This is a genomic window from Methanocorpusculum petauri (assembly GCF_026891975.1).
GTDB classification, from domain to species: domain Archaea; phylum Halobacteriota; class Methanomicrobia; order Methanomicrobiales; family Methanocorpusculaceae; genus Methanocorpusculum; species Methanocorpusculum petauri.
On sequence record NZ_JAPTGB010000006.1, the window covers coordinates 1 to 13,030 of the forward strand.

Annotated in this window: 17 protein-coding genes, 2 tRNA genes and 1 other RNA gene; 4 read left to right on the top strand and 16 right to left on the bottom strand. The window is 51.3% G+C overall.

The features are described 5' to 3' along the window. The coding region (locus O0S10_RS03490) for a hypothetical protein (protein WP_268924517.1) at window positions 1-181 on the top strand (181 nt) is incomplete at its 5' end. Between the two features lie 26 nt (window positions 182-207). On the opposite strand, the gene O0S10_RS03495 is transcribed toward O0S10_RS03490, so the two are convergent. The 11 genes from O0S10_RS03495 to O0S10_RS03545 all read right to left on the bottom strand — a co-directional run bounded on the left by O0S10_RS03495 (window position 208) and on the right by O0S10_RS03545 (window position 6,193). Beyond that, on the bottom strand, window positions 208-714 hold the full coding sequence (locus tag O0S10_RS03495) for a nucleoside-triphosphatase (protein WP_268924518.1): 507 nt from the start codon (window positions 712-714) through the stop codon (window positions 208-210). A 23-nt stretch (window positions 715-737) separates the two neighbouring features. Next, window positions 738-1,802 carry an ABC transporter ATP-binding protein gene (locus O0S10_RS03500; protein WP_268924519.1) on the bottom strand — a complete coding sequence of 355 codons (1,065 nt, stop codon included), beginning with the start codon at window positions 1,800-1,802 and terminating at the stop codon, window positions 738-740. Continuing rightward, complete coding sequence (locus O0S10_RS03505) at window positions 1,795-2,616, bottom strand: ABC transporter permease (protein WP_268924520.1); 822 nt, start codon at window positions 2,614-2,616, stop codon at window positions 1,795-1,797. The genes O0S10_RS03500 and O0S10_RS03505 overlap by 8 nt, the downstream gene beginning before the upstream one ends. Before the next feature lie 30 nt (window positions 2,617-2,646). Next, entirely contained in the window at window positions 2,647-3,216 is a 570-nt protein-coding gene (gene modA / locus O0S10_RS03510) for a molybdate ABC transporter substrate-binding protein (protein WP_268924521.1), read from the bottom strand. Next, on the bottom strand, window positions 3,161-3,526 hold the full coding sequence (locus O0S10_RS03515) for a substrate-binding domain-containing protein (protein ID WP_268924522.1): 366 nt from the start codon (window positions 3,524-3,526) through the stop codon (window positions 3,161-3,163). Before O0S10_RS03515 ends, modA begins: the two co-directional genes overlap by 56 nt. Window positions 3,527-3,765: 239 nt before the next feature. Then, a complete protein-coding gene (locus O0S10_RS03520) occupies window positions 3,766-4,731 on the bottom strand; it encodes a malate dehydrogenase (RefSeq protein ID WP_268924523.1) in 966 nt (321 codons plus the stop codon). A gap of 22 nt (window positions 4,732-4,753) precedes the next feature. Then, window positions 4,754-5,065: signal recognition particle sRNA (gene ffs / locus O0S10_RS03525), an RNA gene on the bottom strand. Between the two features lie 74 nt (window positions 5,066-5,139). Continuing rightward, window positions 5,140-5,211 (bottom strand) — tRNA-Ile (locus O0S10_RS03530). Window positions 5,212-5,393: 182 nt separating this feature from the next. After that, a tRNA-Asn gene (locus tag O0S10_RS03535) sits at window positions 5,394-5,466 on the bottom strand. A gap of 71 nt (window positions 5,467-5,537) precedes the next feature. Continuing rightward, complete coding sequence (locus O0S10_RS03540) at window positions 5,538-5,840, bottom strand: hypothetical protein (protein ID WP_268924524.1); 303 nt, start codon at window positions 5,838-5,840, stop codon at window positions 5,538-5,540. Between the two features lie 2 nt (window positions 5,841-5,842). Further along, entirely contained in the window at window positions 5,843-6,193 is a 351-nt protein-coding gene (locus tag O0S10_RS03545) for a hypothetical protein (RefSeq protein ID WP_268924525.1), read from the bottom strand. A 67-nt stretch (window positions 6,194-6,260) separates the two neighbouring features. On the opposite strand from O0S10_RS03545, the gene O0S10_RS03550 reads away from it, so the two are divergent. The 3 genes from O0S10_RS03550 to O0S10_RS03560 all read left to right on the top strand — a co-directional run bounded on the left by O0S10_RS03550 (window position 6,261) and on the right by O0S10_RS03560 (window position 9,068). Further along, window positions 6,261-7,394: a M24 family metallopeptidase gene (locus O0S10_RS03550; RefSeq protein WP_338148552.1), complete on the top strand. Its 1,134-nt coding sequence runs from the start codon at window positions 6,261-6,263 to the stop codon at window positions 7,392-7,394. Window position 7,395: 1 nt separating this feature from the next. Beyond that, on the top strand, window positions 7,396-8,271 hold the full coding sequence (map, locus tag O0S10_RS03555) for a type II methionyl aminopeptidase (RefSeq protein ID WP_268924527.1): 876 nt from the start codon (window positions 7,396-7,398) through the stop codon (window positions 8,269-8,271). A 152-nt stretch (window positions 8,272-8,423) separates the two neighbouring features. Beyond that, a complete protein-coding gene (locus O0S10_RS03560; RefSeq protein ID WP_268924528.1) occupies window positions 8,424-9,068 on the top strand; it encodes an ArsR/SmtB family transcription factor in 645 nt (214 codons plus the stop codon). A gap of 323 nt (window positions 9,069-9,391) precedes the next feature. Here O0S10_RS03560 and O0S10_RS03565 read toward each other — a convergent pair whose 3' ends face one another. From O0S10_RS03565 to O0S10_RS03585, 5 genes are all read right to left on the bottom strand, one after another. Continuing rightward, window positions 9,392-9,685, bottom strand: coding sequence for a hypothetical protein (locus O0S10_RS03565; RefSeq protein ID WP_268924529.1), 294 nt, complete (start codon window positions 9,683-9,685; stop codon window positions 9,392-9,394). Window positions 9,686-9,930: 245 nt separating this feature from the next. Then, window positions 9,931-10,095: a hypothetical protein gene (locus O0S10_RS03570; protein ID WP_268924530.1), complete on the bottom strand. Its 165-nt coding sequence runs from the start codon at window positions 10,093-10,095 to the stop codon at window positions 9,931-9,933. A gap of 402 nt (window positions 10,096-10,497) precedes the next feature. After that, entirely contained in the window at window positions 10,498-11,196 is a 699-nt protein-coding gene (locus tag O0S10_RS03575; protein WP_338148553.1) for a DUF169 domain-containing protein, read from the bottom strand. 196 nt (window positions 11,197-11,392) lie between these two features. After that, window positions 11,393-12,211 (bottom strand): NAD(+)/NADH kinase, encoded by an 819-nt coding sequence (locus tag O0S10_RS03580; protein WP_268924617.1) that lies wholly within the window; start codon window positions 12,209-12,211, stop codon window positions 11,393-11,395. Then, a complete protein-coding gene (locus O0S10_RS03585) occupies window positions 12,211-13,002 on the bottom strand; it encodes a bifunctional fructose-bisphosphatase/inositol-phosphate phosphatase (protein WP_268924532.1) in 792 nt (263 codons plus the stop codon). Before O0S10_RS03585 ends, O0S10_RS03580 begins: the two co-directional genes overlap by 1 nt. Window positions 13,003-13,030: the final 28 nt, after the last annotated feature.

Genomic DNA, 13,030 nt, shown 5'->3' on the forward strand with positions numbered 1-13,030 from the left:
AAAAAATCACCAAAAAAAGAGAAACAGCACTATGGACACTATCACCACCATCCTTATCATCGGCATCGCCGCAAACGGCCTCGCGTTTGCCGCACTCATCCTCGCCCCTCCCCTCTACGCATGGACGGACCGGTGGCTTGACAGAACGCACAAAACAACCGCAAACGAAGACCGGGACTAATCCTCCCGAACACTTTTTTCCCCAGCTCACGCCCCAAGCCGCTCCCGCATCACGCGAAGCACAAATCCCTGCATCTCCTCACGACTCTCCCGCGTCACCACCAGCACCTCCACCTCCGGATGTCCCCGCACCGCATCCAGAAACGGCAGCCGCCGGTCCCGGACAACACCAAGAACCGGAACCGTCCCGTCAAGAACAGAAAACACCGCCTCCTGAAACAAAAACGACGACCCCTCCATCCACCCAAGCTCATCCATAACAATCAGCGGACCCGGACACTCCGTAAGCAACGGCACCCCCCGGGAAACAAACACCCCGGCATGCACCTCAGGCAGCTTCCCCGGCGTACGACGGGCAAGAAGCGACGCAGGCGTACAATCATCCCGCGTACCCGCAGCAGGAATCAGAAAAATATCCGACTCCCCGTCCTCCCCCGCAACAGCAACCGTCCGGAACCCCGACACCGGAACCCCAAGCTCAGCAACCACACGGGAAATAATAGTACTCTTCCCAACCTGAACATCCCCGGTCAAAAAAAGATGACGAGACATAAAAATTACACAAACACCTGAACCGCAGTCGCCTTAAACGTCACCGTCACCTCATCACCGACCGCAAAGTGCAGACGTTCCATACTCTGCCGCGTTACTGCCGCCGCAAGCGTAATACCAATATCCACATACACATACTGATACAGACCCGTATCCTCCACCCGCGCAATAATACCCCGGAACGAATTGATAGCACTCGACTCAAACCGCTCACGGGACAAAATCAGCTCCTCAGGCCGGATACCCACACTCACCGTCCCCGACAACGTCGTCGTCGCCCGGATTTTAATACCCGCAACATCCACACAGACCACACCACTGCGGCTGACCACCACCTTCCCCCGGAAAAGATTCAGATTCTCCGAAAACGACGAAACAAACCCGTTCGCCGGATTATGAATAATCTCCTCCGGAGCACCGCACGCAACAATCACCCCCCGCTCGATCACCGCAATCCGATCAGCCACCGCAAGCGCATCCACAATAGAATGCGTCACAATAATACAGGGAATCCTCTCCGACCGGATCACCGACGCAAGCTCACGGCGCATCTGCTCCTGTGTCCGCACATCAAGCGCAGAAAGCGGCTCATCCAGCAGCAGAAGCTCCGGCGACGGCGCAAGCGCACGCGCAAGCGCCGTCCTCTGCCGCTGTCCGCCCGACAACCGCGTCACCAGCTGATCCGCAATCTCCGCAACACCCATCCGCTCGCACAACTCACCCACCCGGGCATCAACATCAGTCCCCAGCACACGGCGAACCTTCAGACCATACGCAATATTCTCACGTACCGTCATATGTGGAAAAAGTGCATAATTCTGGAACATATACCCAATCTGCCGATCCTCGGGCGCAAGAGAAACCCTCTGCCCCGAATCAAACAGAACACGATCATTCAAAACAACTCTGCCCGACACAGGCTTCAGCAGACCCGAAAGAATCCGGAGCACCGTAGACTTACCCGCACCATTCTCACCGATAAGCGCAAGCGTCTCCCCGTCATTCACCACAAAATCCGAAACATCAAGATCGAAATCCCGCAGCGGCATCGCAAACGTCCCGTTAAGCATACACACTCTCCCTCTTCCCGATATATTTCACAACCAGAATAATACCAAACGAAAAGATCACCAAAAGAATCGCAAGCGCAATCGACACAGCCATATCACTCTGCAACTCCCCGTAAATAGCAAGCGGCATTGTCTGGGTCTTTCCCTGGAAATTTCCGGCAAACATCAGTGTTGCACCGAACTCCCCGAGTGCACGGGCAAACGTCATAATAATACCCGAAAGCAGAGAACCTGCAGCAAGCGGCAGAGTCACCTTAAAAAACGTCTGCAGCGGAGTTGCACCAAGCGTCCGCGACGCCGCCTCAAAATTCAGATCAACCGCCTCAAAACTGGAACGCGCCTGACGGATATAAAACGGAGACGCAACAAAAATCTGGGCAATAACAACCGCAATCGTCGTAAACGCAATCTGGATATCAAAAATATTAAGATACTGACCTAAAAGACCATTCCTTCCAAACGCCATCAAAAGCGCAAGACCGGCCACCGTCGGCGGCAGCACAATCGGCAGATCCGTCAGCGTATCAACAATGTTCCGCCCCCGGTAAGAAAACCGCGCATTCACATACGCAAGCGGTGTCCCGAGAATCACCACAACAACCGTACTAAACGTCGCAGTAACCGCACTGAGCCAGAGAGCATCCATTGCAAGCGGACTCGTAAGTGCAGTAATGAAATCCTCAGGACTCACCCGGGTAAAAAGTGAAACAAGCGGAATAGTGATGAAAATAAGAAACAGGAGGATGAGTCCCCCCGTCATCACCATCGTACCAATGCGGGTAACAGAATGTTTTTGTGTGTCGGTTGAACTCATAGTTGCCTGTTGTTTTCTGGCAACAGAACGTTATGCTGTTGCTGCTACGGGGTCAAATCCGTAGTCGGTCAGAAGTGCGGTACCGGCCGGTCCGGTCATGTATGCTTCCCATGCCTCAACAGCCGCCTTATTCTTGGTTGCATCGATAATACCGTACGGGTAATCCGCAATAACATTGTACTGATCCGGAATCTCGATTAAAGTAATATCATCCTTATCGGACTTGGAGATATCAGACTTGTACACAAGAGACGCATCTGCCTCGTCAAGAACGAGAAGAGGCTTAATCTTATCAACTGCATCAACCTCGGACTTCACATTTGCCATAAAGGCATCAACATAGCCCGCGTGACTATCATTCTGGTACTTGTTAATAATATCACGGGTGTACTGGCCAAACGGAACATCCTTATTTCCGATAACAAGAACAACACCCTTCTCTGCCATACCGGCAAGATCCGTAATCTGTTTCGTGTTTGCCTTGGGCACTGCAATTGCGAGCTTGTTCTTCAAAAGAATCTTCTGATCAGAGATCATGCCTGCATCAACAACCGGCGTAAACTGCTTGGTTGGTGTTTGCAGAGATGTACATATCAACATCAGCACCCTCAAGAATCTGGGTCTTTAACGTCTGACTTCCGGCGAAATTGAAGTGGACCTTAATGTTTTTATTCTCTGCTTCAAACTGCTTGCCCATCTCGCTCAGAACGCCGGTAAGAGAGGCAGCAGCAAAGACATTAATATCACCAGAGACCTCAGACGCAGTCGGGCTCGGGGTTACAACAGCAGTCGGCGTTGAGGTCGGAGTCGGCGTTGCCGGCGTATCGGTTCCGATACAGCCTGCCATACCCACAGTAAGCACTACACACACAAGCAGTGCTGCAAAAATCCAGGTTTTAGTCAGCTTCATACTAATCCAGATCATATTTGACTGAATCATATTTAAGAGTAAGTGGATTATGATTTACAGGTTAACTTAACTAAGTTTACAAAATGGATGGAAGATGAAACAGATTGGGACAAACTCCTTTTTCAGAGATGTGAAAATATCGGTAATACCCGGCATCCGAGAGCACCAGAGTACAATTGACAGAAAATGATACAGCCGGCAGCCTTAACAGCACAGCATATGCCAAAGAAAAGAGAAAATTACTCAGTCTGCTGTAACTCCGCATCCAGCGCAGCACAGACCTTTTCCGTCATATCCTTAATGACTTTCACCGACTCCCCGAACATCGCCGTCTCCGCAATCGACAGACGAACCCCGATCGGAAACACCCCGCCACGCGTAATCCGTGCCGGAACACTGATACAGACACCCTCGTGACCAAAAATCTCACGGCGAATCTGCGTCGAAACCGTCAGCATCCGATTCTCATCCTCAACAATCGTCCGGATAAGTGTCGCAATCGCATCGCCCGGACCAAACACCGTCGCACCCTTCGCCTTAATGATATACGAACCGCTGTTTTTCACCCGCTCGATCATCTCCTCGCGCGGAAGTTTATCATTACCAATCATATTATCGATCTGAATACCGCCGATCGTCGTTGCCGACCACATCGGAACCATCGTATCCCCGTGTTCACCGATAATACGCGTGTGCACCTCACTCACATGCACATTAAAAAACTCTGCAAGGCACGCCTTCAGACGCATCGAATCCAGATGCGTACCAAGACCAAACACCCGGTGAGGCATCATCCCTGAGTACTTCAGGGCAACCGTTGTCATAATATCAACAGGATTCGTCACTACCAGAAGAATTGAATCAGGCGCCATCCGGCCCACCTGCTCTGCATAATGCCGGACAATCTTCGCATTCTCCAGAGCAAGATCCAGTCTCGTCTGATCAGGATGTCGCGGAACCCCTGACGTCAGAACAATAATATCCGAACCGCGCAGCTCTTTCGGATGCGTTCCGAACGTAACCCGCGTATTTGTTCCCCGTGCGGCAAACGAGTCCATCATATCATGTGCAAGACCGTCAAGAAACTGCTCATTGCCCGGCCGCCCGTACAGACACATCTCCTGAACGTGGGGGAACTGCGAAACAGCATGCGCTGCATACGAACCAACCTGGCCGGTCGCACCGATGATCGTCACTTTTGCCATGAGAAAAACCTCCTAAAATCAAGATGGGACACGTTTTCGGTTGAAAGCGCACATCCGGCCTCTCTGACACACCCCTTCTCCGCCCCGCAACCCTGTGGGCGCCATGCGTTCACAGTAGGTCTGCTCCCTTCCGGGCCTGAACCGGTGCCCACGACAAGAGGGAAACACATCCCTCCGGATATGTCCGCCCCCGCCGCTGACCTCACAGGACGAGGTATCAACGTCAGAATATGCCGCGTCAGTCGGACTGCCACAGCCGTCCTCAAACTTCGTCCCCTGCGTATTGACAGTTTCAGGTTACAGGTGACGCCAAACCACCCGGACTAGTCCCATATATAATGAGTCCCTCACTGGTTAAAATGATGTAGGATGCGGAACAGCCGCAACACCACATATCCCAACGAAAAATGGGCCCGGAGGGGTTCGAACCCACGACCACCCGGTTATGAGCCGGGCGCTCCACCACTAAGCTACAGGCCCAATGCTACGAGAATAGTTACGGAAAATGGGATTGCAGAAAAATCTGCATCCCGAGAGAAATTTGTTCCCTTGCAGAAGAACATATCATATTTGGCATACATCTACTTAAAGGTGTTCGTCTGCTGACAAATCGGAACAGAACAACCCCGGCTACAGGAATCAGAAACAAAAAACAAGAAAAACGCCGCCAACAGGACTCGAACCTGTGACATGCTGGTTAACAGCCAGCCACTCTACCAACTGAGTTATGGCGGCAATCAAACCCGTGACAAAGAAAATTTGCACGTGTCTTGCCTAAATAGATGTGCTACAAACCGTATTAAAGATTATGATTTGGAAATGGTTTTGTCCTGATGCAGGACAGCCAGCTGCAGAATCAGATCCTCCAAATCCTCATCAAAATGTTCCAACATATTATAGGCTTTCGGTGTCGCAACCGCACCGGCGGGAGTCGCCTTAATGTACTGCATCTGCTCCAGAACCCGGAGAGAGTAACGGATGCGGTGCTGCGGCTGACCAAGTTCTTCCGTGAGTTTCATAATCCCGATGGGACCGTTCCGCGCAACAACACGCATAACCGACAGATGGCGTTCAAGCAGCTCCACTTCTCCTTTGATTTTGCTCAGCATAGTTATATCCCCCCCTTCTGTTCCTGTTCATCGCGCAGCTCTTCCTCAAGCTCTGCACGAATTCTGGCGCGATATTCCTCCTCTTCCTTCTTCGCCTGTGCAATACGTTCTTCCTTGGTAGTTCCGTGAACATTCAGCCACGCTTTCGTTGCCTTATACCGGGGAACAAAGAGCAGAACTGCCACCGCACAGACAATGACAGCCGCGACAACCACAGGCAGCTTAAACCAGTAACTATCGTCAACGATCGCCCACACGCAGACAGCAACAGCGGCGGAGAAGATGATGACATTCAGGAGGACAACACAGAGGGTAAATTTGCCCTTGAATATCATCTGCTCTTTTTCATCCATTAGTATGTACATCTGTGTCACAGCAATAAAAACTACATCTCTCCGAAACACACATGTCTTGATCACTATGAAAACCCTCGCGGATGTCCTGACAGAAAAAAACTCTGATGCATACGTTGCCTACGACTCATCGGAAAACGCAGATATGCGATATTTAGCAGGATTTCTCGCATCCGACCCATATATTTACATATATTCGAAACGTGGGAGAGGAACACTTGTAGTTTCTTCCATGGAAGAACTGCGTGCGCGAAAAGAGACATCATGCGACGTGATAACAAGGAGCGCAGCAGGACTGCCGGATCTCCTGCGGGAACTCAAAGACCCCGAGCGTGCAACAGCACAGATGATCCGAAACCTCACCGGACCAAAACTCCTGGTACCGGCGTCGATGCCCATCGGATTCGCGCAGACACTCATGCAGGTCGCAGACATTGCCGTTGACCGCGGAACAGTTGCATCCATGCGGTGCGTGAAAACTCCCGAAGAGATCACACTCATGCGCGAGATTCAGCAACAGAACGAAGAAGCAACCCGCGCAGCAGTGAACCTGATCCGGAAATCCGGGATCGACGAACACGGCGGCCTGGTCTACGAAAACGAACCTGTAACCTCCGAACGCGTACGTGATGTCATTGCAGCCGCATTGCGCCCCTGCCACTGTGAAGAACGTGACACCATCATCTCCTGCGGACCTGACACTGCACTGCCGCACTGCCTCGGCACCGGACAGCTCCGCGCAAACCAGCCCATTGTAATGGACGTCTTCCCCCGGAACCTGAAAAACGGCTACTTCGCCGACATGACACGGACCATCTCAAAAGGCGCCCCCTCCGGAGAAATCATACAAATGTACGAAACCGTACATGCCGCAAAAGAACTTGCCGCAAACATGCTCGGCCCCGGAGTTTCCGGTGCCGAAGTACACAATGCAGTCGCCGCATTCTTCACCGAAAAAGGATACGAAACCGCAGGGGCCTCAGGATTCATACACAGTCTCGGACACGGCGTCGGTCTTGAGATCCACGAAGGACCCGCACTCTCCCCCTCCGGCGGCATTCTCGAACCGGGCAACGTCGTAACCATTGAACCGGGCCTCTACTATCCGGGAATCGGCGGCGTACGTCTGGAAGACATGGGTGTCATCACTGAGAACGGATTTGACAGGTTTACTAACTTTGAGGAGCAATTAATAGTATAATATGAACGAGACCGAGCTTGACAGCTATCTGGAGGCAGGCAGAATTGCAAAGGAGGTGCTGCACAGCTGCGCAGCAGAAATTAAGCCTGGGGTTCTGATGGGTGATATATTTGACATGGTGGTTGACCAAACAGAAGCAAAAGGCGCAATGCTGTCATTCCCCCCCAATATTTCCTTCAATAACGTGGCAGCGCATGACTCACCATCACCCGGAGACGAGCGCACCTTCTCGGAAGGTGATCTGATCAAGCTGGATATCGGAACACACATTGACGGATACATTGCCGACACCGCGGTTACCGTAAACCTCGGGAACCACGAAAAACTCTGTGAAGCTTCAAAGGCGGCACTCGAAGCCGCGATTAAAGTCGTAAAGCCCGAACTTGTGGTAAGCGAGATCGGCGCAGCGGTTGAGGAAGCGATCACCTCATACGGGTTTAAACCAATCGTAAACCTCACCGGTCACGCAGTTGCGCGCTACGATCTGCATCACGGCCTCTCCATCCCCAACACCGGACTGTTCGGATCCGCTGTTCTCCGAAAAGATGACGTAATCGCAATCGAACCGTTCGCAACCACCGGTTCAGGGATAGTGCATGACACACCACGTGCGGAGATCTACCAGGTAGTGGGCAACTCCCCAGTTCGCTCCCCGACCGCCCGCAAAATTATGAAAAAAGCAGAAGAGATGAACGGCCTGCCGTTTTCCCGCCGATGGCTGAACATCCCAAAAGCCGACCTTGCACTGCCAACACTGCTCCGCCAGGGAAATCTGTATGTGTACCACTGTCTTGCGGATGTGCCGGAAAGTTTCGTCGCACAGTTTGAACACACCATGATTGTGACCGAAGACGGGCCCCTCGTTACCACCCGGTAACATTTTCTTTTTTCAGATTCGGATAACTGCAACTATCTTCGAAGTTTACCAGAAGGTTATATAATTCCACGTCCAATGTTCTGGTAAGACGCGCACGCCAAAGGCGTTGCTCAGCTCCCCCGAAAGGGGGCCGCTCTCTACAGGTCGTGATAATGGTGACAGACGAAACCATCGTGGTTGTTGAACAGGGATCCTTCGAAGCACAGAAGATTGCAAAAGCAATGTCTTCCCCGACCTCGGCAGACCTGTTTAACGCCCTTTCTGACTGCCCGATGAGTGCAACCGCATTAGCCGAGCGGAGCGAACTTCCCCTGACGACCGTAAAATACCATCTGGAAAATATGCTCTCAGCGGGACTCATCGAGGTTACGGACACGCGCTGGAGCGCAAAAGGCCGTGAGATGAAAATTTATGCGGTCAAGGATCAGGTTGTAGTAATTGCACCCAAAAAGAAAGTGGATATCCGCGGCATCGTGGAACGCTACGGTGTTGCCGCAGGTGCCCTCGCAGTAGTATGCGCCCTGGGCCTTGCAATCCCGTCAACACTGCTCGGATTCATTCAGGGAACCCCGCTCGGACCGGAGGCAACACCGACAGGGGCAAAGAACGGACTTGTCAGCGTCAATCTGGGCGAACCCCAGGCATTCGCACTGGCAACCCCAACAGATACAGCAGCAACCGTATCCGGCATGCCGCTATGGATTCACGAAGCAGTCATGGTATTCTTCATTGCAGGTATCGTGATTCTCGCACTGATGATGGCCTACGAAGTGTACTCCATCCGGCGCGATACCTGATTTTTCTTTTTTAACATCCCTCATGCATAAAACGTTCAAAACCGGCTGATGTACCAGAACATATCCCGATAAAATCACCGGAGGTATATGCATAGGATCAAAGAAATGATTTGAATCCCGGGGATTTGTCCCAAAAATCCGGATAGACCCGGAAAAAAGAATTTTTCAGGCAATAGCACAATCTTCACACGACATTATAAATAATATTGACCATACAAATAGGAATACAAACAGCTGAAACATAGCAGGGCAGCAGACAGTCTCAGATTTTGCCGGAATAAAAGGAAAGAACAGTGACAAAACATCACGCAATCCAATGTATTTCAGTCATCACAATAGTCTTGGTAGTCTATGCCCTCATCATCGGCCTCCATCTTGTCGGGATACCGCCTCAGGATGGAACAGATGATTTTTGCATTGACGGAGTACGCGAAGCCCCCTACTCCGGCATAAGCGAGACAAAGATCACCGTTGTTGAGCAGGGCTGCCAGGACAAACTGCAGGCCCTTCTGCTGTTCAACACAGGAACCAGCATTGAACAGACCCTGTTGACCACAACCAAAACCGGAAAGCCGCTCCCGTAACCGGATGTCACCAATATGCAGCAGAAGATTCATGCAGACGAATTTCCCCTGCAAACTCCGGTGATATCCGGCGGGAAAGGGCACAAACTGTCAACATATACAACCGTTCCTACACACGCAATATTTGTATCACTCAATCCGTCTCAGAAATGAAATAGATATGACGGATTTTCTGAATCAATAGGCATATTGTGCCTCCCGAGACCGGATATCCGATAAATGACAATATCATACAGACAGGAATAAAAAAAGAGGAGATATTTGGCAATGAGAAGGGGTTATTCTTTCTTCTTTGCATCCTGTTTCATATCGTTTGCAGCCTGTTTCACACCATTTGTCACGCCTTTAACGGTCGTGGAAAGAGTATCTGCGGCATTCGTGAGAGTGTCTTCAACTTTATGGGCAATTTCTTTTTCTTTGTGAGAGGAGGTATTGGATGACATTGGGAGAGTCCTTAGAGTAGATAATCGTTGTTTGCAGCAACTGTCAGGCAGAACACCCGCATGTGCTACAATAAGTATATTGTTTCAAGACCTAATAGCAGTTCAGATAGTACCAAATATCGACCCGATCATCGAATAATGTCACCATCAAAGTGTTTTTGGAAGAGGAACACATCATGCAAAGCACACCGCTCACAGACAAACTCGGAGTTGTTGTCAGTAAAAAAAACGGAGCAGTACCTCAGAAACAGGCACCCCATCAGAAAAAAACGAACATCACACCTTCAAGATACCGGGAAGTCATCACTTCGGACGGAGCAACAAGCAGCAGAAGAGGAAAATACGCTTCTCTCATTCGCCGCGATAACTGATACCTCTCTCTGCCATGAATCAAAAAAAGAATTATTTTTTGGAACCTGCAGCATTGACCACTGTCGAAAGATGCTTAGCAATCTCCTCGATCATCTCAACCGGGAATCCGACAACCATCTCTTCATCAGCAATACCGGAGAACCTGCGGGAACCATCACAGCCGAGAGAGAAGTTCGGTTTGCCGCTCAGAAGAACATGGGCGGTCGCATCGGAACAGACAGACTGAATACCGGAAAACTGCGGATAGATTCTGCCGCCGAGTTGATAAAGCACCGTCTGGGCAAGTTTGAGCATTGCCTTTGGTTTTGCAAATATCAGTACGACACTTGGTGCAAACTCAGCTTTCTCCAGCGGCGCATACAGCGTTGCATACGTCTCCTGCGGGAGGCTCGGCACACTGTCCATGGTCCTCCTGCTGGATGAAAGGGATTCATATTTCCCAAGTTTGTAGTAAAACTCCCCGGATCGCAGGGTCTCCCCTTTTGCACGAAGACCAAGCGCCCATGCCCCACCATTACACTGGTGTTTTGCATCGGTTGCATAGAAGACCTTTCCCTCGCGGGCAAGTGAGATCATTCGGCAATGGCGGATTGTCTCTTCAATCTCAGGAACGCCCGTCGGAATCTGTTCCGGTGCGGTTACGATCTTCACCGCAACCGGAGAACCGGAAAGCTCCAGGTTTTCCTTGAGCACAGCGGAAATTGCTGCGAAATCCGGATTTGATTTCATACCATCCATGATGGAACATAGGAGACACAGTTATATAATCATTCCTTTCCCGAACCCGGAAACACGACAAAAGTCCACGACCGGAATGCGGGAAACAAACACCAGATAAACCATATACAAATATACTCAGCCTGCGGGAATGATGACACGGAAATATTTCACAACATATTTTTCTGGAAGAGATGGACAAAAAAGATCACAGAAGCCGGAGCTTCTGCTCAACCTTCTCAAAAAAACTTCTCCCCACATCAAGGAAGAGTGCAGGTTCGGGAGATTTCCGCACAACCAGCGATGCCTCCTCGCCGAGATCATACTGCATCTGACCGTCAAGCACCAGTTGTGCCGGTTTGCTGCTGACAAGCCGCACCTCAATCTCGCTCGAGGAACTGATCAGATGCGGACGCGACGACAACATAAATGGTGCGAGCGGCACCAGCACAAACGCCTCGATCAGCGGATCCACAATCGGCCCTCCGGCACTCATCGCATATGCCGTTGACCCGGTAGGCGTCCCCACAATAAGACCGTCCGCACGGAACTCAGCAGATTTTCTGCCGTTGATGAACGTCTCAAACTGCAGCATCTTCGCCGGACGCGACGTAACAATCACCGCCTCGTTGAGTGCGGAACCGATCGGCTCGCCATCGTACTCAATCGTAATGCGCATACGCGGCTCAACCGAAAGCGGCAGGGAAAGACCTGCAAGAATCTCCCCCGCATGTTCCCGCTCCAGATCCGTCAGGAATCCGACGCGACCCTGATTTACCCCGACTATCGGAATCTGGCGGGTAAGCATGCGTACTGCGCGAAGCACGCTCCCGTCACCGCCAAGCACCACTATCAGATCCGCAGAAAACGATACGTTTGACAGCGACACTCCGGTATATCCGAGTTCGGATGCGATCGAATCCTCATAGACCACCTCATGTCCCGCATCCACCAGCATCCAGCCAAGCGACTGCGCCGTCTCAATCGGTTCCCGGAAATCCACTCTTGACACAATACAGATCTTCATCATGACCTCAGATACTCAATCACTTTGCGGTGAATAACACGGTTTGTTGCAACAAGACACCGACCGGACACCACATTATCCGCAAACTCAACCGGACTGCCGTCTGGAAGCGTCACACGGCCTCCTGCCTCCCGGCATATCAGAATGCCTGCCGCAGCATCCGTAACCCGCAGAGTATTCCGCATGTCCACAAACCCGTCAAGCCGTCCGCAGGCGACATAACAGAGTTCAAGCGCCGATGCCCCCAAAAGACGCCAGCGCCGGATTTTATGGCCGAGCTGCATCATTCGCGTCATATCAAACTTCTTCGCATACACACTCATTGCCGAGTGATCCAGCATCGTCTCGGTTGACACCTGAATCGGATTGCCGTTCAGATATGCGCCTTCACCGCGAATAGCCGTAAACGTCTCACCATTTGCAAGATTTTTTACATATCCCGCAATCACCTGCTCGCCGTCAGAGAAAGCGATGGAAAGGGCATAAAAGGGAATACCCGAGACAGCATTGAACGTTCCGTCCACCGGATCAAGGTAGGCGATTCCGGCATCCCCGCCGATATCAACCATTCCTGCTTCTTCAGAGAGAAGCGAACGACATATCTTTTTCTCGCGAAACACCGACAGCACCAGATCCTCTGCCACCCGATCGATGCGTTCCGTCGGCGTATTGTCTGCACCGATGCACAGCTCCTCGCCGCCGTAGGCAGAACCGATCAGCGGAGAAAGTTCCTGTACCATGATTTTTCCGACCTCGTCACATACGGAAAGAAACTGAAACGGCGTCGCCATAAGATACATCTGTATTAGTGCGGCAGCC

Excerpts from the sequence above, each read along its gene's own strand:
- O0S10_RS03570 (WP_268924530.1), bottom strand. The coding sequence starts at position 10,095 with ATGTCATCCAATACCTCCTCTCACAAAGAAAAAGAAATTGCCCATAAA.
- O0S10_RS03565 (WP_268924529.1), bottom strand. The coding sequence starts at position 9,685 with ATGAATCTTCTGCTGCATATTGGTGACATCCGGTTACGGGAGCGGCTT.
- O0S10_RS03580 (WP_268924617.1), bottom strand. The coding sequence starts at position 12,211 with ATGAAGATCTGTATTGTGTCAAGAGTGGATTTCCGGGAACCGATTGAG.
- O0S10_RS03505 (WP_268924520.1), bottom strand. The coding sequence starts at position 2,616 with ATGAGTTCAACCGACACACAAAAACATTCTGTTACCCGCATTGGTACG.
- O0S10_RS03550 (WP_338148552.1), top strand. The coding sequence starts at position 6,261 with ATGAAAACCCTCGCGGATGTCCTGACAGAAAAAAACTCTGATGCATAC.
- modA (WP_268924521.1), bottom strand. The coding sequence starts at position 3,216 with ATGTTGATATGTACATCTCTGCAAACACCAACCAAGCAGTTTACGCCG.
- O0S10_RS03585 (WP_268924532.1), bottom strand. The coding sequence starts at position 13,002 with ATGGCGACGCCGTTTCAGTTTCTTTCCGTATGTGACGAGGTCGGAAAA.
- O0S10_RS03500 (WP_268924519.1), bottom strand. The coding sequence starts at position 1,802 with ATGCTTAACGGGACGTTTGCGATGCCGCTGCGGGATTTCGATCTTGAT.
- O0S10_RS03560 (WP_268924528.1), top strand. The coding sequence starts at position 8,424 with ATGGTGACAGACGAAACCATCGTGGTTGTTGAACAGGGATCCTTCGAA.
- O0S10_RS03520 (WP_268924523.1), bottom strand. The coding sequence starts at position 4,731 with ATGGCAAAAGTGACGATCATCGGTGCGACCGGCCAGGTTGGTTCGTAT.
- O0S10_RS03515 (WP_268924522.1), bottom strand. The coding sequence starts at position 3,526 with ATGAAGCTGACTAAAACCTGGATTTTTGCAGCACTGCTTGTGTGTGTA.
- map (WP_268924527.1), top strand. The coding sequence starts at position 7,396 with ATGAACGAGACCGAGCTTGACAGCTATCTGGAGGCAGGCAGAATTGCA.
- O0S10_RS03575 (WP_338148553.1), bottom strand. The coding sequence starts at position 11,196 with ATGAAATCAAATCCGGATTTCGCAGCAATTTCCGCTGTGCTCAAGGAA.
- O0S10_RS03540 (WP_268924524.1), bottom strand. The coding sequence starts at position 5,840 with ATGCTGAGCAAAATCAAAGGAGAAGTGGAGCTGCTTGAACGCCATCTG.
- O0S10_RS03545 (WP_268924525.1), bottom strand. The coding sequence starts at position 6,193 with ATGGATGAAAAAGAGCAGATGATATTCAAGGGCAAATTTACCCTCTGT.